The 24,999-nt window shown below is 71.0% G+C and carries 27 protein-coding genes and 1 tRNA gene; 11 read left to right on the top strand and 17 right to left on the bottom strand.

Translation table 11 applies throughout. The features are described 5' to 3' along the window. Positions 1-282: 282 nt before the first annotated feature. The 5 genes from ispD to ACIP5M_RS24290 all read left to right on the top strand — a co-directional run bounded on the left by ispD (position 283) and on the right by ACIP5M_RS24290 (position 5,759). The gene (ispD, locus tag ACIP5M_RS24310) at positions 283-1,029 is read left to right on the top strand and encodes a 2-C-methyl-D-erythritol 4-phosphate cytidylyltransferase (protein WP_401200459.1); all 747 of its coding nucleotides are present in this window, start codon (positions 283-285) and stop codon (positions 1,027-1,029) included. Beyond that, a complete protein-coding gene (ispF, locus tag ACIP5M_RS24305; protein WP_401200457.1) occupies positions 1,019-1,516 on the top strand; it encodes a 2-C-methyl-D-erythritol 2,4-cyclodiphosphate synthase in 498 nt (165 codons plus the stop codon). Before ispD ends, ispF begins: the two co-directional genes overlap by 11 nt. Before the next feature lie 94 nt (positions 1,517-1,610). Further along, positions 1,611-3,011: a cysteine--tRNA ligase gene (cysS, locus tag ACIP5M_RS24300; RefSeq protein ID WP_401200454.1), complete on the top strand. Its 1,401-nt coding sequence runs from the start codon at positions 1,611-1,613 to the stop codon at positions 3,009-3,011. 95 nt (positions 3,012-3,106) lie between these two features. Then, entirely contained in the window at positions 3,107-4,078 is a 972-nt protein-coding gene (rlmB, locus tag ACIP5M_RS24295; RefSeq protein ID WP_401200451.1) for a 23S rRNA (guanosine(2251)-2'-O)-methyltransferase RlmB, read from the top strand. Between the two features lie 151 nt (positions 4,079-4,229). Continuing rightward, positions 4,230-5,759, top strand: coding sequence for a DoxX family membrane protein (locus tag ACIP5M_RS24290; RefSeq protein WP_401200449.1), 1,530 nt, complete (start codon positions 4,230-4,232; stop codon positions 5,757-5,759). A gap of 153 nt (positions 5,760-5,912) precedes the next feature. Here ACIP5M_RS24290 and ACIP5M_RS24285 read toward each other — a convergent pair whose 3' ends face one another. From ACIP5M_RS24285 to ACIP5M_RS24275, 3 genes are all read right to left on the bottom strand, one after another. Then, the gene (locus ACIP5M_RS24285) at positions 5,913-6,671 is read right to left on the bottom strand and encodes an NDP-sugar synthase (protein WP_401200446.1); all 759 of its coding nucleotides are present in this window, start codon (positions 6,669-6,671) and stop codon (positions 5,913-5,915) included. A gap of 27 nt (positions 6,672-6,698) precedes the next feature. Continuing rightward, the gene (locus ACIP5M_RS24280) at positions 6,699-7,112 is read right to left on the bottom strand and encodes a hypothetical protein (protein ID WP_401200443.1); all 414 of its coding nucleotides are present in this window, start codon (positions 7,110-7,112) and stop codon (positions 6,699-6,701) included. A gap of 191 nt (positions 7,113-7,303) precedes the next feature. Then, on the bottom strand, positions 7,304-8,392 hold the full coding sequence (locus tag ACIP5M_RS24275) for an ABC transporter ATP-binding protein (RefSeq protein ID WP_401200441.1): 1,089 nt from the start codon (positions 8,390-8,392) through the stop codon (positions 7,304-7,306). A gap of 283 nt (positions 8,393-8,675) precedes the next feature. On the opposite strand from ACIP5M_RS24275, the gene ACIP5M_RS24270 reads away from it, so the two are divergent. Together ACIP5M_RS24270 and ACIP5M_RS24265 are read left to right on the top strand one after the other, a co-directional pair. Further along, positions 8,676-9,839 (top strand): right-handed parallel beta-helix repeat-containing protein, encoded by a 1,164-nt coding sequence (locus ACIP5M_RS24270; protein ID WP_401200439.1) that lies wholly within the window; start codon positions 8,676-8,678, stop codon positions 9,837-9,839. A gap of 73 nt (positions 9,840-9,912) precedes the next feature. Continuing rightward, a tRNA-Thr gene (locus ACIP5M_RS24265) sits at positions 9,913-9,989 on the top strand. A 68-nt stretch (positions 9,990-10,057) separates the two neighbouring features. Here the strand turns inward: ACIP5M_RS24265 and ACIP5M_RS24260 are convergent. The 11 genes from ACIP5M_RS24260 to ACIP5M_RS24210 all read right to left on the bottom strand — a co-directional run bounded on the left by ACIP5M_RS24260 (position 10,058) and on the right by ACIP5M_RS24210 (position 16,514). After that, a complete protein-coding gene (locus ACIP5M_RS24260) occupies positions 10,058-11,212 on the bottom strand; it encodes a tyrosine-type recombinase/integrase (protein ID WP_401200436.1) in 1,155 nt (384 codons plus the stop codon). Then, on the bottom strand, positions 11,212-11,400 hold the full coding sequence (locus tag ACIP5M_RS24255) for a helix-turn-helix domain-containing protein (RefSeq protein WP_401200434.1): 189 nt from the start codon (positions 11,398-11,400) through the stop codon (positions 11,212-11,214). The genes ACIP5M_RS24260 and ACIP5M_RS24255 overlap by 1 nt, the downstream gene beginning before the upstream one ends. Then, positions 11,397-12,773, bottom strand: a complete 1,377-nt coding sequence (gene repSA, locus ACIP5M_RS24250; RefSeq protein ID WP_401200431.1) for a replication initiator protein RepSA — start codon at positions 12,771-12,773, stop codon at positions 11,397-11,399. The genes ACIP5M_RS24255 and repSA overlap by 4 nt, the downstream gene beginning before the upstream one ends. A gap of 4 nt (positions 12,774-12,777) precedes the next feature. Next, positions 12,778-12,963 carry a hypothetical protein gene (locus ACIP5M_RS24245; protein ID WP_401200429.1) on the bottom strand — a complete coding sequence of 62 codons (186 nt, stop codon included), beginning with the start codon at positions 12,961-12,963 and terminating at the stop codon, positions 12,778-12,780. Positions 12,964-13,054: 91 nt separating this feature from the next. Beyond that, positions 13,055-13,393, bottom strand: coding sequence for a SpdD-like protein (locus ACIP5M_RS24240; RefSeq protein WP_401200426.1), 339 nt, complete (start codon positions 13,391-13,393; stop codon positions 13,055-13,057). Positions 13,394-13,418: 25 nt separating this feature from the next. Beyond that, the gene (locus ACIP5M_RS24235) at positions 13,419-13,577 is read right to left on the bottom strand and encodes a hypothetical protein (RefSeq protein ID WP_328298446.1); all 159 of its coding nucleotides are present in this window, start codon (positions 13,575-13,577) and stop codon (positions 13,419-13,421) included. A gap of 19 nt (positions 13,578-13,596) precedes the next feature. Next, a complete protein-coding gene (locus ACIP5M_RS24230) occupies positions 13,597-13,791 on the bottom strand; it encodes a mobile element transfer protein (protein WP_401200423.1) in 195 nt (64 codons plus the stop codon). A 12-nt stretch (positions 13,792-13,803) separates the two neighbouring features. Further along, a complete protein-coding gene (locus ACIP5M_RS24225; RefSeq protein WP_401200420.1) occupies positions 13,804-14,466 on the bottom strand; it encodes a DUF2637 domain-containing protein in 663 nt (220 codons plus the stop codon). A gap of 73 nt (positions 14,467-14,539) precedes the next feature. Beyond that, positions 14,540-14,716: a hypothetical protein gene (locus tag ACIP5M_RS24220; protein ID WP_401200418.1), complete on the bottom strand. Its 177-nt coding sequence runs from the start codon at positions 14,714-14,716 to the stop codon at positions 14,540-14,542. An 83-nt stretch (positions 14,717-14,799) separates the two neighbouring features. After that, positions 14,800-16,155, bottom strand: a complete 1,356-nt coding sequence (locus ACIP5M_RS24215; RefSeq protein ID WP_401200415.1) for an FtsK/SpoIIIE domain-containing protein — start codon at positions 16,153-16,155, stop codon at positions 14,800-14,802. Between the two features lie 2 nt (positions 16,156-16,157). Further along, complete coding sequence (locus ACIP5M_RS24210; RefSeq protein ID WP_401200413.1) at positions 16,158-16,514, bottom strand: hypothetical protein; 357 nt, start codon at positions 16,512-16,514, stop codon at positions 16,158-16,160. 335 nt (positions 16,515-16,849) lie between these two features. Here ACIP5M_RS24210 and ACIP5M_RS24205 point away from each other — a divergent pair, with 335 nt between their 5' ends. Beyond that, entirely contained in the window at positions 16,850-17,980 is a 1,131-nt protein-coding gene (locus tag ACIP5M_RS24205) for an XRE family transcriptional regulator (protein ID WP_401200410.1), read from the top strand. On the opposite strand, the gene ACIP5M_RS24200 is transcribed toward ACIP5M_RS24205, so the two are convergent. Then, positions 17,964-18,758, bottom strand: a complete 795-nt coding sequence (locus ACIP5M_RS24200; protein ID WP_401200408.1) for an NUDIX domain-containing protein — start codon at positions 18,756-18,758, stop codon at positions 17,964-17,966. The two genes, ACIP5M_RS24205 and ACIP5M_RS24200, sit on opposite strands and share 17 nt — an antisense overlap. Positions 18,759-20,476: 1,718 nt before the next feature. On the opposite strand from ACIP5M_RS24200, the gene ACIP5M_RS24195 reads away from it, so the two are divergent. Beyond that, positions 20,477-20,677 (top strand): hypothetical protein, encoded by a 201-nt coding sequence (locus ACIP5M_RS24195; protein ID WP_401200405.1) that lies wholly within the window; start codon positions 20,477-20,479, stop codon positions 20,675-20,677. Positions 20,678-20,980: 303 nt separating this feature from the next. Here the strand turns inward: ACIP5M_RS24195 and ACIP5M_RS24190 are convergent, their stop codons facing one another. Further along, positions 20,981-22,363 carry an NAD(P)/FAD-dependent oxidoreductase gene (locus tag ACIP5M_RS24190; RefSeq protein WP_401200402.1) on the bottom strand — a complete coding sequence of 461 codons (1,383 nt, stop codon included), beginning with the start codon at positions 22,361-22,363 and terminating at the stop codon, positions 20,981-20,983. A 142-nt stretch (positions 22,364-22,505) separates the two neighbouring features. On the opposite strand from ACIP5M_RS24190, the gene ACIP5M_RS24185 reads away from it, so the two are divergent. Further along, positions 22,506-23,408, top strand: coding sequence for an aminoglycoside phosphotransferase family protein (locus ACIP5M_RS24185; RefSeq protein ID WP_401200399.1), 903 nt, complete (start codon positions 22,506-22,508; stop codon positions 23,406-23,408). Between the two features lie 67 nt (positions 23,409-23,475). Then, on the top strand, positions 23,476-23,952 hold the full coding sequence (locus tag ACIP5M_RS24180) for a GNAT family N-acetyltransferase (protein WP_401200397.1): 477 nt from the start codon (positions 23,476-23,478) through the stop codon (positions 23,950-23,952). A 22-nt stretch (positions 23,953-23,974) separates the two neighbouring features. Here the strand turns inward: ACIP5M_RS24180 and ACIP5M_RS24175 are convergent, their stop codons facing one another. After that, positions 23,975-24,967, bottom strand: a complete 993-nt coding sequence (locus ACIP5M_RS24175) for a zinc-binding dehydrogenase (protein WP_401200652.1) — start codon at positions 24,965-24,967, stop codon at positions 23,975-23,977. Positions 24,968-24,999: the final 32 nt, after the last annotated feature.

Below are 24,999 nucleotides of genomic sequence, written 5' to 3'. Positions count from 1 at the left end.
AAGCCCCGGATTGGCACCGTACCGAAGTTCAGCTAAACAGTGTGTACACAGTTGTGCCGCGGTGCCCGATGACAAGGCCTCTCCTCCACGAGAGGCCTGTTGCCGGGCGCTGCGGCATGTCTGTTTCCATTCATGCGTCCCACTGCCGCGCGTCTCACTGGCGTGCCGGGTCCGGGCAGCCTGCTCGACCGGTCGTCACGGAAGGGGCGAGGGCGTCGCACCCGGCACCCTTCAGGCCATACCCATGTCGGCCGAAGTCACAAACCTGGCTCGGAGCTACTGATGTCTGACGAAACGCGCCCCCACCGGACCGCCGCGGTGATCCCGGCCGCCGGCCGCGGGGTACGCCTCGGCCCCGGCGCCCCCAAGGCCCTGCGGGCCATCGGCGGCGCCCCCATGCTCATCCACGCCGTCCGCGCGATGGCCCGCTCCCGCGCGGTCTCCGTGGTGGTCGTCGTGGCCCCCTCCGACGGTGCCGACGAGGTGCGCATGCTCCTGAACGAGCACGCGCTGCCCGACCGCACCGAGATCCTGGTCGTCCCCGGCGGGAAGACCCGCCAGGAGTCCGTACGCGCCGGGCTGCAGGCGCTCCCCGCGGACATCACCTCCGTACTCATCCACGACGCGGCCCGCCCGTTCGTCCCCGTGGACACCGTCGACTCCGTGGTGGAGGCCGTGCGCGCCGGGGCCCCCGCCGTCGTGCCCGCCCTGCCGCTGGCCGACACCGTCAAGGAGGTCGAGTCCGGCACCCCCGGCGACCCCGAGCCGGTCGTCGCCACGCCCGAGCGGGCCCGGCTGCGCGCGGTCCAGACCCCCCAGGGCTTCGACCTCGCCACCCTCCTGCGCGCCCACGAGGAGATCACCGTGGCCGGCGAGGGCGCCACCGACGACGCCGGCATGGTGGAGCGGCTCGGCGTCACCGTCGTGGTGGTCCCCGGCCACGAAGAGGCCTTCAAGGTCACCCGCCCGCTCGACCTGGTCCTCGCCGAGGCCGTACTCGCCCGCAGGAGGGCCACCGATGTCTACTGACCTGCCCCTGGTCCCGCTCGTCGGGATCGGCACCGACGTGCACGCCTTCGAGACCGGCCGCGAGCTGTGGTGCGCCGGCCTGCTGTGGGAGGGCGAGGACGGCCTCGCCGGGCACTCCGACGGCGACGTCGCCGCGCACGCCGCCTGCGACGCGCTGTTCTCCGCCGCCGGCGTCGGTGACCTCGGCGCGCACTTCGGCACCTCCCGCCCCGAGTGGTCCGGCGCCGCCGGGGTCACCCTCCTGGCGGAGGCCGCCCGCATCGTCCGTTCCGAGGGCTTCGAGATCGGCAACATCGCCATCCAGGTGATCGGCGTACGCCCGAAGATCGGCAAGCGGCGCGAAGAGGCGCAGAAGGCGCTCGCCGCCGCCGCGGGCGCCCCCGTCTCCGTATCCGGTACCACGACCGACGGTCTGGGCCTCACGGGGCGGGCCGAAGGGCTCGCCGCGATCGCCACGGCCCTCGTGTACCGGACGAACCGGACCTGAAAACGCCCGGAGGCGGCACATCTTCGGCAACAAAGGTGCCCCGGGGCCCCAAAGGGTCGCGGGGCACTGCTATGCGCGCACTACCCTGGATGCCGTGACTATTCGCCTGTACGACACCAGCGCCCGGCAGATCCGCGACTTCACCCCGCTCGTCCCGGGCTGCGTCTCGATCTACCTGTGCGGCGCCACGGTGCAGGCGGCCCCGCACATCGGGCACGTCAGGTCCTACCTGAACTTCGACATCATGCGCCGCTGGTTCACCTACCGCGGCCTCGACGTCACCTTCATCCGCAACGTCACCGACATCGACGACAAGATCATCAAGAAGGGCGCCGAACAGGGCCGCCCCTGGTGGTCCATCGGCTACGAGAACGAGCGCGCCTTCAACGACGGCTACAACGCGCTCGGATGCCTCCCGCCCACCTACGAGCCGCGCGCCACCGGCCACGTGCCCGAGATGATCGAGATGATGCGCGGCCTCATCGAGCGCGGCCACGCCTACGAGGCGGACGGCAGCGTCTACTTCGACGTGCGCTCCTTCCCCGGCTACCTGGCGCTGTCCCGGCAGGACATCGACGACCTGCGCCAGCCCGCCGAGGAGGGCATCACCGGCAAGCGCGACCCCCGCGACTTCGCCATGTGGAAGGCCTCCAAGCCCGGCGAGCCCGACTGGGAGACCCCCTGGGGCCGCGGCCGTCCCGGCTGGCACCTGGAGTGCTCCGCGATGGCGCACAAGTACCTCGGCAGCGCCTTCGACATCCACGGCGGCGGGCTCGACCTGATCTTCCCGCACCACGAGAACGAGATCGTCCAGGCACAGGCCTTTGGCGACGAGTTCGCCAAGTACTGGGTCCACAACGCCTGGGTGACCATGTCCGGCGAGAAGATGTCGAAGTCCCTCGGGAACTCGGTGCTCGTCTCCGAGATGGTCAAGCAGTGGCGCCCGATCGTCCTGCGCTACTACCTCGGCACCCCGCACTACCGGTCGATGATCGAGTACAGCGAAGAGGCCCTGCGCGAGGCGGAGTCCGCCTTCGCCCGCATCGAGGGCTTCTGCCAGCGCGTCATCGAGAAGGCCGGCGGGCCCGTCGAGCCCGCCGCCGAGGTGCCGCCCGCCTTCGCCGAGGCCATGGACGACGACCTCGGCGTGCCGCAGGCGCTCGCCATCGTCCACACCACCGTCCGGCAGGGCAACAGCGCGCTCGCCGCTGACGACAAGGACGCGGCCATGGCGCGCCTCGCCGAGGTACGGGCCATGCTCGCCGTCCTCGGCCTGGACCCGCTCGACCCCCACTGGGCCGGCGAAGCGGACCGCGGCGAGGACCTCCACGGCGCCGTGGACACCCTCGTCCGGCTCGTCCTGGAACAGCGCGAGTCCGCCCGCGCCCGCAAGGACTGGGCGACCGCCGACGCCATCCGCGACCAGCTCCAGCAGTCCGGACTGGTCATCGAGGACAGCCCGACCGGACCGCGCTGGACGCTCGGCCCCCGCTGAGCCCGGGCAGCTGAGCCTGGTGTGCCTCCGGGAGCTCCGGGCCGCACACTCTTCATACGTACACACCGCAGCACCAACGAAAACGGGTAGAAGTCATGGCCGGGAACAGCCAGCGCAGGAACCGCCGCACGTCCAACAAGAAGGGCGCGACGGTCGGCAGCGGTGGCCAGCGGCGCAGGGGCCTGGAGGGCAAGGGCCCCACGCCCAAGGCCGAGGACCGCAAGGGCCACAAGGCGTTCCGCGTCTCCAACGCGATGGCCCGGCAGGCCGCCAAGCGCCGCCCGGCCCCGCGCCGCGGCGGCCCCAAGGGCACCAGTGAGATGGTCGTCGGCCGCAACCCGGTCTTCGAGGCGCTGCGCGACGGCGTCCCGGCCACGACGCTCTACGTCCAGCAGTTCATCGACAACGACGAGCGCGTCCGCGAGGCCCTCCAGCTCGCCGGCGAGCGCGGCAACATCAACCTGATGGAAGCCCCGCGCCCCGAGCTCGACCGCATGACCAACGGGCTCAACCACCAGGGCCTGGTCCTCCAGGTCCCGCCGTACGAGTACGCCCACCCCGAGGACCTCACCGCCGCCGCCTACGACGAGGGCGAGGACCCGCTGATCGTGGCCCTCGACGGGGTCACCGACCCGCGCAACCTCGGTGCGATCGTCCGCTCCGTCTCCGCCTTCGGCGGCCACGGCGTGGTCATCCCCGAGCGCCGCGCCGCCGGCATGACCGCCGGTGCCTGGAAGACCTCGGCCGGCACCGCCGCGCGCACCCCGGTCTCCCGCGTCACCAACCTGACCCGCGCCCTCCAGGACTACAAGAAGGCCGGCATCACCGTCGTCGGCCTCGCCGCCGAGGGCACGCACACGGTCGGCGACCTCGACGCGCTGTCCGGCCCGGTCGTCATCGTCGTCGGCTCCGAGGGCAAGGGCCTCGGCCGTCTCGTCGGCGAGAACTGCGACTACCTCGTCCGCATCCCGATGCCGGGCGGCGCCGAGTCCCTCAACGCCGGCGTCGCCGCCGGAGTCGTGCTCTACGAGGCGGCCCGCCGCCGCGCCGAGCGCGGCCGGGTCTGATCCACGCCTCCGGCTTGATCCACTCGGCTCACGGGAAGTGACCCGTGAGCGTGCCACCCCGCCCGTTGTGGGCGGGGTGGCTTGACCTTGACGGGTCTCGGACAGATCCCTGCTGTCAAGGCAGTGTCCTAAACACTGATCACTCGGTTAGATGAGTGTGGACACCAGAACGTCAGGGTTCGACGACCAGCCCGCGCTGAGCATGGTCAAGGTGCCGTGCGATCCCGCACAGGTCATCGTCAACCACGCCAGCTTCCGCGTGCGGCTCGCACCGAGCCCGAGCGCGCGTTCCAAGCCCGCGAACGCCCCCGGCAGAGCGCCCGTCCTCGGCGGCGCCGTGGTCGCCGCCGCCGGCGCCACCCGGCGCCGCGCCCCCGTCGTCTGGAGCGGCAAGTCCGACGCCGGCGACGCGGCCGCGATGGGCGGTCTGCTCCAGGCCGTCCGCGAGGCCGGGCGCGGGCACGACGACTACGACGGCGGCGCCACCCAGGTCATCCCGCGGATCGACCTCGCCCACGACCTCGCCGAGGACACGCTGGCCGTGCCGACCGTCGTCGGCCAGCGCAGCTACTACGGGGACCACGGGAACCCGGACGAGACGCGCCCGATGGCCGCCGTCCGGGACCTGCCCCACCAGCAGCCGGCCGGCGCGGGGCCCGGCCCCGCCGGGCCCGAATCCCGCCGCACCGGGTCCGACACCCGCGCGCAGGCCTCCTACTACCCCGGCCGCCGCATGAACCTCGGCGTCGTGCTGCTCCCGCTGCGCGTCTTCCTCGGTTTCATCTCCATCTACGCCGGTATGGGCAAGCTGTGCGACCCCGTCTACTTCGACGGCGGCGAGCGCGGCTCCATGGTCACCTGGCTGCACACCCTCCACCCCTGGGCGCTCGCCGAGCCGCTGCGCGACTTCGCGCTCGCCCACCCGGTCGGGGCCGGCCTCAGCGTCGCCTTCCTCCAGGTCATCGTGGGCGTGCTGACGGTGTTCGGGCTGTGGCAGCGGTTCGCCGCCTGCTTCGGCGCCCTGCTGTCCGCCGCGCTGCTGATGACGGTCAGCTGGCGGACCGTGCCGGCCTACGACGCGCCCGACATCATCTACCTCGCCGCCTGGAGCCCGCTGATCATCGCCGGTGCCCCGGTGTACTCGCTGGACGGGCGCCTCGCCGGCGAGGCCTGGCGCACCCTCGGGCCGCGCTCCGAGGTCTGGCAGCTGCGGCGGCGGGTCCTGCGCCGCGGGGCCGTCATGGCCACCGTCGTGTGCGGGCTCACCCTCCTCATCGGCTCCCTCCTGGGCGGGGCCGTCCGCTCCTCCACCGTCGTCACCGTGCCCGGACCGGGACAGGCCCCCAGCAACTACCTGCCGGGGCAGCCGCTCCCGCAGACCCCCGCGGGGCAGCAGCCCTCGCAGAAGCAGCCGTCCAAGGCGCCGCAGCCCAGCGCCACCGCCACCGAACCGGCCGCCAAGTCCGGGAAGGGCGCGACCCCCGCGCCCACCCGGGCCTCCGCCGGAACCGGCTCCGAATCGCCCACCGCGACCAAGGGCACCACCGGCAGCCGGCAGACCCCGCGCAGCACGCCGCGGCAGTCCGCCTCCCAGAAGCCGCCGGCCTCCTCCTCGGGTTCCACCACCGGGAGCACCACCCCGAGCAGGCAGCCCGGCCTGGTCGGGGGGCTCCTCGGCTGAGCCGTCCGCACGGCATTCAGGGGCGAGGGCCCGGCGCGCACGGCGTGCCGGGCCCTCCTCGTGTGCGGAGCGCGCGAAGCATCGTACGAAGTGAGGTGCGCGGGCGGGCGGGGCGCCGGGGCGGGCGGGGGCGGGCGGGGGCGGTCGAAGGGCTCAGGGGGCCGTCTGGGCGGCCAACTCCCGTGCGGCCTCGGTGAGATCCTTCGCGGTGTCGATCGCCCGCCAGTAGGCGCCCTGGGGCAGCGGGAAGCCCGCCAGCCGCCGCTCGCGCGCCAGCCGCGGGAAGGTGGTGCGCTCGTGGTCTCCGAAGTCGGGGAGCTGGGCGGCGAATTCGGGCCCGAAGACGTACACGCCGGCATTGACCGGATACGGCGACAGCGGGGCCTCGATGAAGTCCAGGACCTGCCCGAACTCGTTCGTCTCCACCACGCCCCACGGGATCCGCGGGCGCGCCAGGGCGAGCGTGGCGACCGCTCCGCGCTCGGCGTGGAAGGCTGCCATCTCGCGCAGCGAGAAGCGGGTCCAGATGTCGCCGTTCGTCGCGTACCAGGCGCGGTCGGGGTGCGGGAGGTGCCGCGCGGCGTGCTTGAGGCCGCCGCCGCGGCCGAGGGGCTCCTCCTCGACGACCGTGGTCACGCGCAGCGGCAGCGGTGCCGCGGCCAGCCACTCCTGGAGCACGTCCGCGAGGTGCCCGCAGGAGACGACGGCGTCGGTGACCCCCTCGGCGGCCAGCCAGGCCAGCTGGTGCCCGATGATCGGCACCCCCGTCCCCGGGATCTCGACCATCGGCTTCGGACGGTCGTCCGTGTACGGCCGCAGCCGCGAACCCTGGCCGCCCGCCAGGACGACCGCCTGGGTGGGCGTGGTGGGGAACGCGGCTGCGGGAGGGGCGGATCGGGGGGTGTCGTTCATGGGGGCAGCGTAGGGACGCGGCGCGGGTCAGCCCATGGAGGCGACGCCGGTCGCGTACGAGGTGTCGCACACGGGGCGGGCGAAGGACTGGGCCTTCGTCGGACCGTAGGCGGTCACGGCGGCGCGGCCCAGGGCCTTGGCGATGCCGACGCAGTGCTCGGCGAGCGAGGGCCGCTTGTCCACCTCCTGCTGGAGGTGGGTGAGGACGTCACCCGGCTCCTCGCCCTGCTGGAGCTCGCTCAGCAGCTTCTCGCGCAGCACCTCGTGTGCGGCGCGCGGCTTCGCGGGGACGGAGACGTCCTCAGCGGAGGCGGTCAGGATCTGGGAGGAGGAAGTGTCCGCCCAGGGGACCATGGTGACCGCGAGGGTCCCGGACAGGACGAGGACGACGGGCAGGACCAGGGCGAGGGAACGGCCGATACGGCGGGCAGTGTGGGTCACGAGGGCGAGAGTAGCGCTCGGTGAAGATTTGGCGACATTTAGTCACCCGGTCGGGGGATGGTTCGACGTGGCTTTTCGATTTATGGGTTGACGGGCGGGTCTGAATCGACCGGTCTGCCGGGGTTCTTCGGGAACGGCGGAGGGGCGCCTCCTGACGGGGGCGCCCCTCTGCGAGCGGTGCTGAGGTGCCGTCAGTCGGACAGGCGGGCGCCGGAGGAGGTCGAGAACACGTGGATCTCGCCGGCCCGCGGCACGACGTGCAGGCTCGAGCCCTTCTCGGGCACCTGGCGGCCGCCCACGCGGACGACGAGGTCCTGCGCACCGGCGGCCTTGTCGGTGGAGCCGTAGACGTAGCCGTCCGCGCCGAGCTCCTCGACGACGTTCACGACGATGGTCAGACCGCCGCTCTCCGCGACGTCGAAGTGCTCCGGGCGGACGCCGACCGTCACGGTGCGGTCGCCGGCGTCGGCCGCGGCGGAGAGCGCCTCGCGCGAGACCGGGACGACGCTGTCGCCGAACTTCACACCGCCGTCGGTGATCGGGACCTCGACCAGGTTCATGGCGGGGGAGCCGATGAAGCCGGCGACGAAGAGGTTCGCCGGGCGGTCGTACATGTTGCGCGGGGTGTCGACCTGCTGGAGCAGGCCGTCCTTGAGTACGGCCACGCGGTCGCCCATGGTCATGGCCTCGACCTGGTCGTGGGTGACGTAGACCGTCGTGATGCCGAGGTCGCGCTGGAGCGCGGCGATCTGGGTGCGGGTGGAGACGCGGAGCTTGGCGTCGAGGTTCGACAGCGGCTCGTCCATGAGGAACACCTGCGGCTTGCGCACGATGGCGCGGCCCATGGCGACGCGCTGGCGCTGACCGCCGGAGAGCGCCTTCGGCTTGCGGTCCAGGTACTGGGTGAGGTCGAGCATCTTCGCCGCGTCCTCCACCTTCTTGCGAATGGTGGCCTTGTCCTCGCCCGCGATCTTGAGCGCGAAGCCCATGTTGTCGGCGACGGTCATGTGCGGGTAGAGCGCGTAGTTCTGGAACACCATCGCGATGTCCCGGTCCTTGGGCGGCAGGTGCGTGACGTCGCGGTCACCGATGCGGATGGCGCCGCCGTTGACGTCCTCGAGGCCGGCGAGCATGCGCAGCGAGGTGGACTTGCCGCAGCCGGAGGGGCCGACGAGGACGAGGAACTCGCCGTCCTCGATCTCCAGCTCCAACTGGTCGACGGCGGGCTTGTCGCCGCCGGGGTAGAGCCGCGTCGCCTTGTCGAAAGTGACAGAAGCCATGGGGGTGAATCCCTTCTACCGGCAGGAACGTGCCGGACGATCCGAGTGGAAGGTCTAGTCCAGTAAGCCGGACTTCGCTCGACGCTACCTGCCCGGACGGCTTCTGTCAGCACCCGGGAAGTCTCGATCGTCCACCCCGTACGGGTGACGGCCGTTCGCATGGATTTCCGGAGGGTCCGAACCGGGGTGCGAGACCTCGCCGGTTCGAGGCGGTACCTCTGGTGCGTCCTGGCGGCGCCTCCGGTCCGGGGGTTGCCTGCGGCTGGAACTGAGGGAGAAACGAATGAAGAGTCGTCTCGTACTCATTGGATCTGCGGTGGCGGCGAGCGTCGGCCTGTGCATGGCCGCCACGCCGGCGATGGCCCAGGCTCCCCTGAAGGTGACCGTGCGCTGCGGCGACGTCGCCGGGCTCATCACCGCCATCGGCAACGCGAACTCCAATGCGGACGGCGGCACGATCACGCTGGCCACGGACTGCGCGTACCGCTTCACCGACGACTTCGAGGACTCGGGCACCGCCCTGCCGGCCATCACCGAGAGGGTCAAGATCATCGGCCGCAACTCGACGCTCATCCGGTCCGCCGCGGACGGCCAGCCGCTCTTCCGGCTCCTCTCGGTGAGCGAAGGCGGTGAACTCCTCCTGAAGGGGATCACCGTGACCGGAGGCCGCACCGACGGGTACGGCGGCGGCATCGCCAACGCGGGCACCCTGCGCCTGGAGGACAGCAAGGTCGCGGGCAACCAGGCGGCCGGACAGGGCGGAGGCATCCACAACACGGGGGGCACCGCCACGCTCGTCGACAGCGAGGTCCTGACCAACGTGGTCACGAACGCGGGCGGCACCGCCGGGGACGGCGGCGGCATCAGCAACGACGCGTCGGGCACCCTCGCGCTCAGGAAGAGCACCGTCGCGGGCAACGCGGCCGACACGGACGGCGGCGGCATCGAGAACGAGGGCCGGCTCACCGTCGATCACAGCCTCATCACCAACAACGAGGCCCGCGACGGCAACGGCGGCGGCATCGACAACCTCGGCGACGCGACGATCAGGTACAGCAAGATCGTGGAGAACTGGGCCGGTCAGAACGGCGGCGGCGTCAACAACGGTGAGGACGGGACGCTGGAGGTCAAGGACACGACCATCGCCGACAACCGGGCGGGCAACGACGGCGGCGGCCTCAACAACGCGGGCACCGCGACGCTGAGGAAGAGCAAGGTCGAGGCGAACCAGGCCGGCCGCGACGGCGGCGGCATCAACAACGTGGCGGAGACGGGGGGTGGCGTCACCCAGCTGACGCTGGAGCACACGACGGTCGTGGAGAACCGGGCCGCGGGCGTGGGCGGCGGCATCAACAACGGCGCGGGCGCCGTCGTGACCCTCCGCGACAGCAAGGTCCTCCGGAACCTGCCGACGAACTGCGGCGGCACGGTGCCCGGCTGCTCCTGACACCTCCTGCGCGGTGCCCGTAGCCAATGTGATGGCTGGGGAAGAGGGGCCTGTGTAGAGTGATGGCGGCCCTGCCTCCTTAGCTCAGCTGGCCAGAGCACCGCTCTTGTAAAGCGGGGGTCGTCGGTTCGAACCCGACAGGGGGCTCCAGCGCAAAGACCCCCAGCCGATCATGGCTGGGGGTCTTTGACATCTACGGCTGACATCAACGCGGACGATCACTGACGACCGGGGCGGGTCCTGAGCAGCCGGTCCATGTGGCTCATGGCCTCCCGCTGGGTGTCCTGCACCACGTGCGCGTAGACGTTCATGGTGACGCTGATCTGGCTGTGCCCGAGGATCTCCATCACGACGCGGGGTGCGACGCCGGCCGCCGTGAGCAGGGTGGCGGTGCCGTGCCGGGCGTCGTGCAGCCGAATCGGACGGAGCCCGGCCGCCTGTGCCACCCGAATGAAGGAGCGGTAGACGTTGCGGGGCTCGACGGGGCGACCGGTCCGGGTCGTGAAGACGTGGCCGGAGTCGTACCAGTCCTCTCCCGCCTTGGCCCTGGCCGCGGTCTGCCGCATCCGGTGCCAGCGCAGGGGTGCGACGCACAGGGCCGGGATGGGCACGACCCGACGGCGGCGGCTCTTGGGGTCGCCGTCGTAGAGGACGCCTCGCCGACGCTGGGTCTGGTTCCGGACGTGGATCACCCGCTGGTCGAGGTCGATGTCCGACCAGCGCAGTCCCACGATCTCGCCCCGGCGCAGGCCCATTGCGATGGCGAGGACGAACGCGGCGTACAGCGGGTCCCTGCGAGCAGCGGTGAGGAAGTCCAGGGTCTCATCCAGCGACCAGGGGGACAGCTCTCGCGAAGCCGGTCGTGGCGGCTCTACCAGCGTGGCGACGTTCCGGCTGATCAGCTCCTCACGGCAAGCGGCGGAGAGAGCCGAACGCAGGACGCGATGGGACTCCTTGGCGGTCGCGGCGGTGGTCTTGGACTCCAGCGCCTTGAGGAACCGGCGCACGTCGGCGACGCCGAGAGACTCGAGCCGCTTGGTGCCGATCAACGGGATCAGGTGGAGCCGGATGTGGGACTCGTACTTCTCGTAGGTGGCGGGGGTACGGCGCGGAGGCTGGACGAAGCTGTCGAGCCAGTACGGCAGCCAGTCGGCGAGCCTGGCGGACCGTGTGGGCACCGGCACGCCCTGGTCGACCTTGTCGAGGAGGACGCGGCGCTTGGCGTCGCACTCGGCCCAGGTCTTGCCGTAGGCGAATTTCCGTGCACGGGTTCCGTCGGGCTGGAGGACGTACACGGCGGCCTGAAACCTGCCGTCCTTGCGCTGGGTGATCGTGCCCGCGCCGTTGGGGTTGCGCTTGCGTTGGGTGGCCATCAGGCAGCCTCCTCGATCTCGTGGTCGATGAACTCCCGGATGGCAGCAGCGGGTATGCGACGGGCGCGCCCGATGGTGATCGACACCAGCCGCCGGGTCCGGATGAGGTCGTAGACGGTCGAGCGCCCGAGCTTGAGCCGCTCCATGACCTCGGGCACGGTCAGCAGTTCGGAGGTGGCGGTGCTCACGACGTGGCTCCTTCCAGGGCGAGTTGGTCGTGCAGGGCTTCGCGGGCGGTCTGGCGGTTGAGCTGGATGCCGCGGGCGATGGTGGCGGCGAGGACGGATTCACCGGGAGTGTGGCCGTGGCCGGCGTACTGCCAGGAGGCGAGGACGAGCACGGTGTCCGGCTCGGCATCGAGGCCGCGGGCCTCTCGTTCCTGGGCGGCGCGGTAGTCGGCGCGGGTCTGTCGCAGTTCGCCGAGGGTGGTGGAGTACTGCCGGGATTTGGTGGAGAAGTGGCCGCGGAAGCCGAGCATGTGCGCCCAGGCGGCGAGGCGGCGGTCCGGGTAGAGCGGGTCGAGGTCGAGGCAGGCCCCGATCAGGCGGGCGGTGTGGTCGGGCACGTCGAGGAGGACCAGGGCCTCGCGGTTGCCGATGCGGCGGTCCAGGGTGCCGGTGGTCTCGGCGGCCTTGGTGGCGTACTTGGCGACGTAAGAGGCGACCGCCTGTTCGGTGATGTCGGAGCCGTCCCCAAAGGCCTTGATGGGACGTACGTCGAGCTGGGTGCCCCAGCGAAAGGTCCGGGCGGGTTGGTCGCCCGAGGCCGGGACGCTCACCGAGGTGTAGGAGTGGGCGGCGGCGGCCCGAATGGCTTCACCGAGCAGATGGGTGCTGGCCCAGGACGGCGGCGGGAAGTCCGGCCCGTCGGGACCATCGAGGCGGATCACGGCGTGGAAGTGGATCGCTCCCCGCTTCTGGAATTCGGCGACCTTGCCGAAGGAGACGCGGCAGACATCGGCGAGTTCGCGGCGGGTGAGTCCGGCCCGAATGGCGATCTCTCGGCGTAGGCGGTTGGTGAAGCGGGACCACAGTTGTCCGGCGTGGTTGTTGAAGAGGACCGCGCCCGCGTAGTCGTAGGTGGTGGGGTCGATGGCGGTGCCGAGGGCGGGGTCCTCGGCGGTGTGGTGTGTGCCGCAGCGGCAGCGGCCGGAGGTGGGCCGGTTGTGGACGAGGCCGAAGGAGGGGGCGGTGAGTGTGGCGAAGACGCGGGGGTGTTCGCGGACGGTGGCGGGGATGTCGCGGCGGTCGTCTCCGGCGAGGCCGGCCCGGATGAGGTGGTAGGTGTCTCCGGCGTAGGTCCAGGCGCAGGAGGGGCAGCGGGAGGCGCGGCGGTTGCCGCAGGCGATACGGAGCCGTCCGCCGGGTTCGTCTTCGGTGGAGTAGCGGCTCAGTGTCTGGCCGCTGGTCTTGTCCTTGGTGAGGGTCCAGCCGGTGATGTGGATGGGGTCGGAGCATCCGCCGGTGCGGTGGATCTGCTCGTTCCAGCGGTGGTAGTCGGGGGCCGAGGCCACCCTCAGCATGTCGTTGAGGGTGGCCGGGTCCTGGAGCAGGTCGATCACGCGGTCACCTCCCGGTCGAGGTGATGAGGCGGCGTGCAGGGCGGGTGCCGGTGCCGTGGCAGGCGGGGCAATGGGCCGTGATGGTGCGGAGTTGGCCGGTGCGGTCGCGGCGGCCGAGGGTGATGGCGACGGAGGCGTGTCCGTCGCAGTTCGGGCAGACCTGCCGTGGGGTGTGGGTGTGCTGGTTCATGATGGTGCTTCCTTCCGGATCGGTTGGTTCGGGCAGGAGCACGGCGCCGGGACGGCGGAAACCTGGCAGTGGAGGCCGTCCCGGGGCCGGTTCAGCGGTGGTGATGCTGGTTGAGCAGGGAGCGCAGGACGACGGCGCAGACGGCGACCGAGACGCCCGTGATGGCGACCGCCAGGAGCATCGAGACGAGGACCGCGCCGACGACCAGGACGAGCCCGGCACCACCCGCGACGACGGCGACGAGGCCGGCCGGGGTGAGGCGCACAGCGGGCATCTGGATGCGGGACTGAGCCGGGGCCGGGCTGTGGTCGCATCCACAGGCCGGGGCCGTGCCGTGGTGGGACTCAACCGTGGTGTTGGCGGTCGGCTGGTCGAGGGGGATGAGGAGGCCGGTGGGGAGCGGGTTGACCGGGATCTTGGGGCGGATCATCGGTGGTTCTCCTTTCGCGGTGGGGTTACTTGGTGATGGCGGTGTCGATGACCGGGGCGAGGAGGCTGTCCGCGAGGAGGTAGCCGCCGAGGAGGATCACGGCGACGAGCCACCAGGGCGGGCGGATGAGCTTGATGCCGAGGGCGCCGACGACGATCAGGGCGAGCCAGAGCGGGACGTCCATGACGGGGTGTCCTTCCGGGTCAGTGGATGCGGCAGCGGTGGGAGCGGGCGGCGAGCTGGGCGGCCGTGCTGGTCGTGTACTTCGTGACGGACCAACCGCATCCGTCCGTGGTGCAGACCGCGGCGTGCTTGGTGCGGCCGTAGCGGTCGCGGTAGGTGCCGATCTGGACGGGGCCGATCTGCATGAGCGAGTGGAAGCGGTCCGGGGCGGGCATGCGGGTCTCCTGTCAGGCGAGTCGGGCGGTGATGGCGTCGGCCATGGCGGCCGGGACACCGAGGCGGGCGCGCAGGGTGTCGGTGTCGAGCGGGGTGCCCGTGCGGGCCAGGTGATCGGCGGCGAGCTTGCGCGCGTGTTCGACCAGCGGGGCCGGAACGGGCACCGGCTCAGGCACGGGCGCGGGGAGGGCAGGGACCGGCTCCGGTTCGGCGACAGGCTCAAGTGCTGTGTCGCGCTCGACGACCGCAGGCTCGATCCCTTCCACAGGCGCGGGTTCGAGGGCCGGGGCAGGGTCGGTGGCGGGGGCGGGGTGGACGAGAAGGGTTCCGCCGAGGAAGGCAAGGGCGGGCCATCCGGCGACCAGGATCCGCAGCCAGGCCGGGACGTGTCCGAGGTCGAGGAGTCCCGCGGTGGCGACGTTCGCCCCGAGGGACGCGGCGAGCGCCACGGTGAACCAGGTCCAGGCCGAGCGGACCGGTTCCCCGGCATCGCGCAGGAGCCGGAGGCGGCGCCAGGCGGCGACAAGGAGCAGATCCACGCTCACCGGATAGGCCCAGGCCTTCCAGCCGTCCTGTCCGGCCGCTTCAGCGAGATCGTGCAGGTGAGCAAAGGACAGGGCCCCAGCGATCACGGCCTGAACAAGGACGGCGTCCGGGCGGGCCTTGGGGAGCATCGGGGTTCCTCCTTCCTTGGGGTTGGAGCCAGGGCCGGGCGGGGTGTCTGGCCGGCCGCCCGGTCCCGGCAGCTCAGGTAGTCGGGGCTTCGCCGGTGCCGAAGCAGGTCAGGCAGAGTGCGGCCTGCCGGTCGGCGGTCTCACGCATCTTTCGGCTCCCGACGCGGACGGTCTCGGCGGTCTCGCCCTTGCCGCCGCAGTCGGCGCACTTCTTCGGCTTGCGGGCGCTGGTCTTCCTCGCGGTGGCCATGAGGATCACTCCTGCTTCTTGGCATGGGAGGGGTAGGGACCTGGCGTGATGCGGTCACGCCGACCGATGGAGCAAGGAGGGATTTAGACGCTTGCCGCGGTGGGCTTCGGCATGACGTTGCCGGTCAGCACCGGGGCGGGCAGCACGGGCCGGAAGGGCGCGAGTTCGCCGATGTCTGGGGTGCGGTGGGCGTTCGCGTTGCAGACGTTGACGGCCTGGCGAAGCGTGGTGTGCGGGGTGCGGATGCGGACCCAGCCGCCGGAGGAGTCGCCGACTACGGCCGTGCCGGGGCGGTCGGTGGGGATCTGGACGGTGGCCAGGACGGCGTCCGGGGAGATATCCCCGAAGGCCATGTTGGCCGAGGTCTCGTCGTTGACGCGGTGGGCGGTACGGCCTGTGAGCTGGGCGCGGAGCATGGTGATGCCCTTGCCGAGTTCGGAGCCGAAGCGCTGACCGCAGATCTCCAGGTAGATGCCGGCGGCCCGGCCGAGCTGGGCGAGGCGGACAAGGTCGGTGATGATCTGGTCGCGGCGCTGCTCCTCAGCCTTGGTGACGTAGAGGGCGAGCTCTGCCACCTCGTCGACCAGGAGCACGACCGGCACCGGGCGCAGGTGCTTGGGCAGGTCCCAGATGTGCGCGGTGATCTCCGCGTCCGGGATGTCGGCGCTGATGCGCTGCTCGCGCCGGATGATGTCGTAGACGCGGGCCATGTAGCGGACGAGTGCGGCGAGCAGGTCGGCGGCGGTGTCGGGGTTGTCGGCGAGCGCGGTGAAGCGGCGGGCCAGTGGGGCGAGTTCCACGCCGTTCTTGCAGTCGATCCCGGCAAGGGCGACATGCTCGGTGGCGAGGCCGGCCACGAGGTTGCGGAGGTAGACGGACTTCCCTGACTGGGTGGCCCCCACGTTCAGGGCGTGCGGGACTTGCAGGTAGTCCCGGCGAAACACCTCACCGTCCTCCCGCAGCGCGACCGGGATACTCATCGGTTCGTGGGTGTCGCGGGTGGGCATCTGCACGCGCTTGAGGACGTCGTAGCCGGTCATCCGCAGCTCGATCACCGAGGACTTGATCTCCCTGGCGGTGACGTTGTGGAGGGCGAATGAGTGGCGGAGACGGTCGGTGGCGGCGGCGACGTCGTAGGCGTCCTGACCGGGCCGGAGCTTGAGACGCAGGACCAGGCCCGTTCGGGTCGGCCGGATCCGCAGGATCCGAGGGGCCCGGGATTCCGGGATGGGGCGGTTGGACCAGCGGGCCAGGGCCAGGCGCCATCGAGCCGGCTGGACGGTGAGCCCGCAGGCTTCCATCACCGACCGGTAGCGGAGCAGCACCCGCAGGGCGGCGAAGGTGACCCCGAAGGTCAGCCAGTACCAGGCCGGGCGCCGCCACCGAAGCATGAGCGCGAGCGCGGCGACCAGCAGCAGCGTGACTGTTAACCAGTTCACGGTCAGGCCGCCTTCGCCTTGGACACGTCCCCGGCCAGCGAGGTGACGGCGACGGCACGAAAGCTGATGCCGTGGCGCTTCTGGCCGTTGAACTCGTTCTCCCACGGACGGGCGACCAGACCGGTCAGCGCCACCGGGGTACCCATGACCAGGTCTCCGGAGATGCCGGGCCCCGGGACGACGACCGACAGGACCTCGGCCTCGCCGTAAGCGGCGAAGAGGACGTCCACGGTCATCATCTGGGCCCCGGTGTCCGGGTCGGTCGCGATCTCACCGGTACGACGGTCCTTGACCTTCGGGGCCGGGGGCTGGGCCACCATCACCATGGCGGCGGAGGTGTCGACGGGAATCTGACGCATGATGGAACTCCCTTTCGGAGGGGCGGGAGCGGCGGGCTACTTGGCGGTGGGTCGCCGCTCCATTGCGTTGGCTTGGCCCGAGCCATTCGGCTTCGAGCCCTTTGGTTCCCAACTGGTGCGCACCAACAGGTTGCAACTGGTGCGCACCAGATGTCAAGCGGTGTCGCGGCTCGGGCTTTTCAACTCGCCTTCCTGCGACCCTTCTAGAGGACCTCAGGCCCCAACGGACCGGTAGCCAACAGGGGTTAACCAACTTCCTGTTAACCCCTGCCGACCTGCGTCGACGTCGGGCATGCTGCTTGGACGGCTCAGAAATCACATGCAGGGCGGTGCACGTGACCAACGGACTTCGGGCAGCACGGAACGCGCGCGAGTGGTCGCAGGAGCGACTGGTTCGCGAGATCGAGCGCCATGCGCGCCAGCACGCACTGACGGTCGCCTCGACAGCGAGCCTGCACGTCTACGTATCGGAATGGGAGAACGGCAGACGGCCTATCTCGGAGCGGTACGCCAGGATCCTGCGAGCGCTGCTCGGGGTCACGGACGACGAGCTTCACGGCCGGCGGACCAGCGCGGGCCCACCCGAGGTGGACGGGTACGACGAGCTCGTGAGCCGTATCGACGCAGCCCGCAACGTCAGCGTGACCATGGTGCAGACGTTCATGGAGCAGACCGAGCTACTGCGGACCGTGGACCGTCAGATGGGTGCGGCGGGCTTGGTCGACCAGATGACCGGACACTTGGCCACGCTTGAGGACGCACTCACGTTTGCTGTCCTACCGGAGACCAGGCGTCCAGTTGCCCGGGCTCTCGCTGGCGCCGCGACGCTCGCCGCATGGCAGGCCCTCGATTCGGGCGCTGTGGAACGAGCTTGGCGAAACTACGAGTTAGGCAAGCGCGCAGCGCAGGAGGCCGGAGAGCCTATGTACCTCGCGCACGCCACTGCGGAGCAGGCTTACGTGCTCTGCGACGCCGGGCGGCCGGCCACAGCCGTCGAGCTGGTCCGTGACGCCATCCGAGTCGGTGGCTCGAAGATGTCCCCGCGGCTCAAGGCATGGCTGTACGCGGCTGAGGCCGAGATCTGCGCCAAGGCGGGACTGGCGAACGACTGCCGACGCGCACTGGATGAAGCCGCGCGTTGGCTGCCCGAGGGACAGACAGCCCGCGATCCCGACATGCTGAGCATCTTCCTGAACGAAGGGCATCTGCGCCGGTGGCGAGGCAATGCCTTAGCGCTGCTCGGCGACGATGACGCGGTGGAGAGCCTCTATGACGCGCTCGGCGCCTTGGACCCCACGTTCATCCGGGCAGCGGCAGGTCTGCGCTGCGACCTGGCTCAAGCGCATCTCGCCCGCGGCGAGTACGACCAAGGCCAAGAGCACCTTCAGCAGGCCCGCCTGCTCGCGAACCGAACCGGATCTGTACGGCAGCGCCGCCGGATCGAGCAGCTCACGCAGCAGCTGTAGGGGGCGCCCCGGCCGCGCGCGAGGCGAGCACGTGGAGGAGCGCGACCAGCGTGCCGGAGCCCATCAGCTCACCCTGGGACATGAGCCCCGGAATGTCGGCCAGCGGTACCCAAGCAACGTGACCCGCCTCTTCCAGGTCCGTGGGCGCACCGACAAGTTGAGCACCGCGTCCCACAAAGATCTCGTGCGGTGAATCCACCATGCCGACCATGGGCTGGTACGTCACCACGTGCTCAAGAGCCTCGGGACGCCACCCGGTCTCTTCCTCCACCTCGCGAAAGGCCGTAGCCGCAGGGTCCTCGCCGGGATCCACGATGCCGCCGGGCAGCTCCCAGCCGAAGGACTGAGGGACGAAGCGGTACCGCCACAGCATGAGGACACGGTCCTGATCGTCCAGGACTGCGGCGATCGCCACGTGCTGGAGCCGCACCACGTGGTGCTCGAAGCGCTCCACGCCAGGGGGCTCCACGTCGGCGAGCGTCAGCTTCACCCAGCGGTTGTCGTACAGGATCCGCTCACCATGGATCTGCCACGGCTCCAGGTCCGTGGGCGCAGTCACGGACACCGCCATGTCGGGCACGCGGTACGCGCTACGACCGTGGACCTCGATTGCGCCCTCGGCAACGAGCTTGGCCAGCACCTGGCGGAGCTGCGTACGACCGATCTCAAGCTCCTCGGAGAGCGCACGCTCTGAAGGGAGCTTGGCCCCGGGCAGGTACTTCCCCGTCGAGATCCATTCACGGATCGTGCGGTAGACCCGCTCCGACTTCGGCCCCATACGTTCAGCACACTCCCCTGCTCATTCACTGGACCGCATCAGCGTAGCCAGCGAGCAGGCATGGGGACAGGGGACCGGGGCCAGGCCGTACGGCGTGGGGTCAAAGTTTCCCTACTTCATCAAGGGCGCTTCCGCCGCCAAGGCGGCGTCGCGCGCCCGTCGCCCCGGGCCTGCGCTCCTGTCTGCGCCCCGCTCCAGCCCGGGACGCCGGCCGCGCGCCACTGGGCTGAGGGCTTGATGGGTGAACCCGGTTGATCTGTCGGCTGACAGTCAGATCTGATGCCTCCGGCGGGGGCGCTCAGGCTCCGGGATGGCGGGGGCCAGTCCTGCGTCTGCGGGCGGGTTCGTGGTGGGGGTGGGGTGCTGTCATCCCGTCTGCCGTCGACCCAGGCAAGCCGAGCAGACACGGGCCCTGGCGTCCAGGTCGTTCGTACAGTGGCGCGCTCCACCTGGACGCCAGGACCCGCGTCCGCTCCACATACGTGTGGGTCGACGGCAGACGGGATGACAGCCGGGGACCCGTATGGCTAGCGCGCTGGCACGAAAGCGCGTTTAGGCGCTACCGCTTCGCAGATAGCCGTCGTTTCTGATGTTCTCGACGTAGGTTTCCTACGACAATCGGCAAAGGCTAGGTAAATACAGAATCGGTGCAAACTGGCCTTTCCTCGGAAATCTCCGTAGCACAGCGGCGCGCTTGTCGGTGGTGTGTGCTATGGCCGCAAGCTCCACCCGCATTTACGCAGGTCTCAGCCCAGGGGTTGGGCTTCGCTCTACCTCCGAGCACAGCGCTCTTCCACATCAAGAAGGCGTTGGTGCGCAAGAAGATTACGTTGCGTCGCACCGGGGTTGAAGCCCCACCATGGTTCCCACCACGAAGAAGGCCCACCTCGGCTGCACGGCTTGGCGGCATGCACAGTCGAGTGGGCCAGGAACCCTTGGAGGCTCAATGACGAGTGTGGCCCTTAATCCCCAGTACCTGTCAAACCCCATTCCCGCAGGATGGGTAGTCACGGTGATCGTCATCGTGCTTGGCCTCTGGCCGGCGGCGGCCGAGATCGCAGGGCTGTACGCGAACGCCGCCGCTGTAGCCGGCCTGCTCATAGGGGCCGGGGGTGTGGCAGCCGCTCTCCGCGGCACGGGCGGCTGATGTCCGCGAGGGCCTGTTCTTATCTCGCTCTGTAAGGGCGCGATGCGGAAGGCGGCGTGCCTGTCAGGTCCAGACGGTGAAGGACGGGCGTTGGGACGAGCCTTGGTGGCTCAGCTCAGCGCCCGTCGTTGTTGTCCGGCGGAACCTTCTCGGCGAACCGAGCGGAGCGGTCGCGAGTGTCGATGCAAAAACGCTGGATGCCGGAGCCCAACGAAAGCCTAGTGTGAGGTACGTCACATCAAGCTCCATTGCTCCAGTTATGGCGGCGCGATGCCGCTCCGCGGCTCGATTCGCTTCTTGCGTGCATGCAAGCAATCGTTGCGCGCGTGCAACGCTTTGAAGTGCGGCTTCAGGTCCATACCTAGTATTTGACTTCCCGCGATGTAAGATTCCCTGCATTTTGATCACGAATGCGTGCGCACTCATCCGCGCCGCGCAGTCGCAAATCTCGCAAATTCGGCGACGGAGCGAGGCCGGTAGCAGGGCTCATGATGAGAGCTCGATCGCCCACCCCCGACCGCCTGGGCTGCAACCGCAACGGTGGGAGTGGGCCAGAACCATGGGAGGTTCCATGTCGAGTCTGACCCTGTGTGGCCAGGAGTCAAATCCCGGGCGGATTTACGGCTTAGTCACGGTCATCGTCATCGTGCTGGTTTTCTGGCCAGCCGCCGTTGAAGCTGTCGGCGTTTACGTGAACGCGATGGCGTTGGCGGCAGCTCTCGCAAGCGGCGGCACAGCAGTCGCGTACCGCAACCGTGGCAATCGCCCCTGACCTGCTATGCCGCGACGAGGCTCTGATGCGGCCGGAATGACCGTCGTTGACCGGTCTCGCTAGAGCTACGGATCAGAAGGTTCTGACATCCGCACCTGACATCAACGGCCTAGGACGGGGAGGTACCCCGGCACCCCCGTCCGGTCGTCAGGGCTGTGGGTCAGCAGCAAGCGCAGTGGCACCGATCGAACTTGTAAAGCGGGGGTCGTCGGTTCGAACCCGACAGGGGGCTCTGCTGACGAGAGGCCCCGGACCGTTCAGGTCCGGGGCCTTTCGCGTGCCCGGGCCGGCCGTCGGTGGTGGTCAGTGGCGGCCCGAGATGCGGTCGGCGAGGCGGGCCAGGGGGGTGGTCGTCGGGCGGCGGGTGGCGGTTTCGCGGCGGTCCGCCTCGCGGTAGGCGGCGTAGAGCGCCTGGACGCCGAGCCAGCGGAAGGGCTCCGGCTCCCAGCCGCGCACGCGGTGGTTCACCCAGGGGAGGGCGGTCAGCACGGTGGAGTCGCCGAGGACCAGGTCGCGCAGGGTGCGGGCGGCGAGGTTGGCGGTGGCCACGCCCGATCCGACGTAGCCGCCCGCCCAGCCGAGGCCCGTGGCGCGGTCCAGGGTGACGGTCGCGCACCAGTCGCGCGGGACGCCGAGGACCCCGGACCAGGCGTGGGTGATCTCCGTACCGGTGAGGACCGGGAAGAAGGAGAACAGCAGTTCCCGCAGCGATTCGACGGTGGCGGGCTGGGTACGGCCGTCGTTGTCCGTACGCGATCCGAAGCGGTACGGCACCCCGCGGCCGCCGATCGCGATGCGCCCGTCGGCGGTGCGCTGGGCGTACATGTAGGCGTGGGCCATGTCGCCGAGGACCGGCGCGTCCGACCAGCCCAGCCGGTCCCAGACCGGGTCGGGGAGCGGGGCCGTGACGATCATCGAGGAGTTCATCGGGAGCCACGAGCGCTTCTGGCCCTTGAGGGCGGCGGTGAATCCCTCCGTGCAGCGCAGGACGTGGGGGGCGCGGACGGTGCCGTACGGGGTGACGGCCTTCCCGGCGGTGATCTCCGTGACCGGGGTGGACTCGTGGATGACGACGCCGAGGCGTTCGCAGACCGCGGCCAGGCCCCGGAGCAGCTTCAGGGGGTGGATGCGGGCGCCGTGGGGGCTCCAGCCGGCGCCGACGGCGTCGGCGATGTCGATGCGGGAGCGGGTCTCGGCGGCGCCGTAGAGCTCGCGGTCGCTCTCGCCGAAGGCGAGTTCGGCGGCGTGGAAGGCCTTCAGGCGGGTCAGCTGGGCGGGGGTCCGGGCGACTTCGAGGACGCCGCCGCGGTGGATGTCGGCGTCGATGCCCTCCTTGGCGGCGGTGTCGATGACCTCGGTGACGGTGTCGTTCATGGCCCGCTGGAGGCGGCGGGCGGCGTCGGGGCCGTGGAGGCGGGCGTAGCGGTCGCGGCCGGCGATGCCGTTGTAGAGCCAGCCGCCGTTGCGGCCGGAGGCCCCGTACCCGCAGAACTTCTGCTCCAGGACGGTGACGCGCAGGTCGGGGGCGGCCTGCTTGAGGTAGTAGGCGGTCCACAGGCCGGTGTAGCCGCCGCCCACGATGACGACATCGGCCGTGGCGTGGGCGGTGAGCGGCGCGCGGGGTGGCGCGGCCGGTGCGGTGCGGTCGGTCGCGTACCAGAAGGAAATGCCGCCGTTGATCGTCATGGGGGAGTTGGTACACCCGGTTCCGGAGGGGTGTCCAGGTGCGGGATGCCGGGTTCCGGGGGGTGAATCGAGGCGTTGTGGCTGATGCGGCGGGGGCGGCTGCCGGTACGGCGTGGAGGTGTGCCGGTCGTAGGGTCGGGCCATGACCGACATCGTGGAGATCCCCGACGGGCTGGTCCGGGCGCAGCTCAGGTGGAACGGCGACGCGGGGCGGGAGTTCATCGCGGGGCTGCCAGCGCTGGCCGGGCGGTTCCTGGCGCAGTGGGAGCTGCGCCGCACCGGACCCGTGATGCACGGGGTGACGGCGCTGGTGCTGCCGGTGGAGCGGGCCGACGGGACCGCGGCCGTACTGAAGCTGGCGCTGCCGGACGAGGAGAGCGCGGGGGAGCCGCTCGCGCTGCGCGCCTGGGACGGGGCGGGCAGCGTACGGCTGTGGGAGCACGACGCGGAGACGGGCTCGATGCTGCTGGAACGGCTGGACGAGACGCGGCCCTTGTCGGCGCTCGCGGAGCGGGACGCGCGGCAGGCGGTGCGGGTGGTCGCGGAGCTGCTGGCGCGGCTGACGGCGGCGCCGGCGCCGGCCGGGCTGCGCGGGCTCGGGGAGATCGTCGCGGGGATGCCGGCGGACGTACCGGAGGCGCTGCGGCGGCTCGCCGACGAAGGGGACCGGCGGCTGCTGCGGGACTGCGCGGCGGCGGTGGCGGAGGTCGCGGGCGAGCCGGGGGACCGGCTGCTGCACTGGGACCTGCACTACGACAACGTGCTGGCGGGCGGCCGGGAACCGTGGCTGGCGATCGACCCGAAGCCGCTGGCCGGTGATCCGGGCTTCGATCTGCTGCCGGCGATCGTGAACAACTTCCGGGCGCGGGACGTGCGGTGGCGCTTCGACCTGATGACGGAGGTACTGGGACTGGACCGGGAACGGGCGCGGGCCTGGACGCTGGGGCGGGTGCTCCAGAACTGCCTGTGGGACGTGGAGGACGGGGAGGAGCGGCTCGACGGGGTACAGAGGGCGGTGGGGGAGCTGCTGCTCGGGCGCGGATGACACCGCGGCGAGCGTGCGTGCCGGACCCCGCAGGCGGGACTCCGACGGCACGACCTAGGGTGCGGGGATGATCCGTAGTGCTGCACTTGCCGACGTCCCGGTCATCCGGGCGATGATCCGCGAACTCGCCGCGTACGAGAAGGTGCCGCACGAGGCGCGTGCGACCGAGGAGCAGCTGCGGGAGGCGCTGTTCGGGGAGCGGCCTGCGGTGTTCGCGCACGTCGCGGAGACGGCGGACGGGGAAGTGGTCGGCTTCTCGATGTGGTTCCTCTCCTTCTCGACGTGGCGCGGGGCGCACGGGATCTACCTGGAGGACCTGTACGTACGGCCGGGCGCGCGCGGGGGCGGATACGGCAAGGCGCTGCTCGCGGAGCTGGCGCGGACGTGCGTGGAGCGGGGTTACGAGCGGCTGGAGTGGTCGGTCCTCGACTGGAACGCGCCCGCCATCGGCTTCTACCGCTCGGTCGGGGCGGTGCCCATGGACGAGTGGACGGTGAACCGTCTGACGGACGGCGCGCTCCGGCGGCTGGGCGGGGCCGGGTGAGCCTGGCCCCGTCGGGCACGTTTCAGGGTTCGAGGACGACCTTGCCGGTGGTGGCGCGCGTTTCCAGGGCGTGGTGGGCGGCGGCCGCTTCGGCCAGCGGGTAGCGCTGCACGGCGGGACGGAGCCGGCCGGCGGCGGCTTCGGCGAGGGCGCGGGTTTCCAGGACGCGGAGGGGGGCGGGGGCGCCGACGCGCCGGAACATGGCGGGGCCGAGGACGTTCTCGGTCGTGATGCCGCGGGCCGTGAGCCCGGCGCGTTCGGAGTCGGTCAGGGCGAGGGGCCCTTCGGACCAGCCGAAGACCAGGTGCCGGGCTCCGGGGGCGAGGAGGCCCAGGGCGGTGCGGGCGGTGGCGCCGCCGACGGAGTCGAAGAGGACGGTGGCACCGCCGGGGTGGTGGGCGCGTACGGCTTCGGCCCAGCCGGGGGCGGTGTAGTCGAGGGCGAGGTGGGCGCCGTTGGCGGCGGCGCGGGCGGTTTTGGCGGGGCCGCCGGCGAGGGCGATGACGATGGCTCCGGCGTTCCTGGCGTACTGGACGAGCAGGGTGCCGATGCCGCCGGCGGCGGCGGGGACCAGGGCGACGGACTCCGGGCCGAGGTCGGCGAACTGGAGGATCCCGAGGGTGGTGCGGCCGGTGCCGATCATGGCGACGGCCTCGGCGGGGTCGAGGCCCTCGGGGATCGGGTGCAGGCGGTCGGCGTCGGCCACGGCGTACTCGGCGTAGCCGCCCGGGGCGAAGCCGAGGTGGACGGTGACGGGCCGGCCGAGCCAGGCGGGGTCGGTGCCGGGGCCGAGGGCGTCGACGGTGCCGGCGACTTCACGGCCGGGGATGGTCGGCAGCTCGGGGAGGGCGGGAGCGGGGCCCTGGATGCCCTGGCGGAGGGCGGTGTCGAGGAGGTGGACGCCGGCGGCGGCGACGGCGATGCGGACCTGGCCGGGGGCGGGTACGGGGGTGGGGGCGGTCTCGGGGGAGAGGTTCTCGGCGGGGCCGAAGGCGTGGAGGCGGATGGCTCGCATGGTGGTGGACATGGCGTCAGCGTGTGACCTCA

Origin of the sequence: Streptomyces sp. NPDC088762, from assembly GCF_044750905.1 — a bacterium.
Taxonomy (GTDB): Bacteria; Actinomycetota; Actinomycetes; order Streptomycetales; family Streptomycetaceae; genus Streptomyces.
This window is presented reverse-complemented; position numbering and strand designations above follow the sequence as displayed.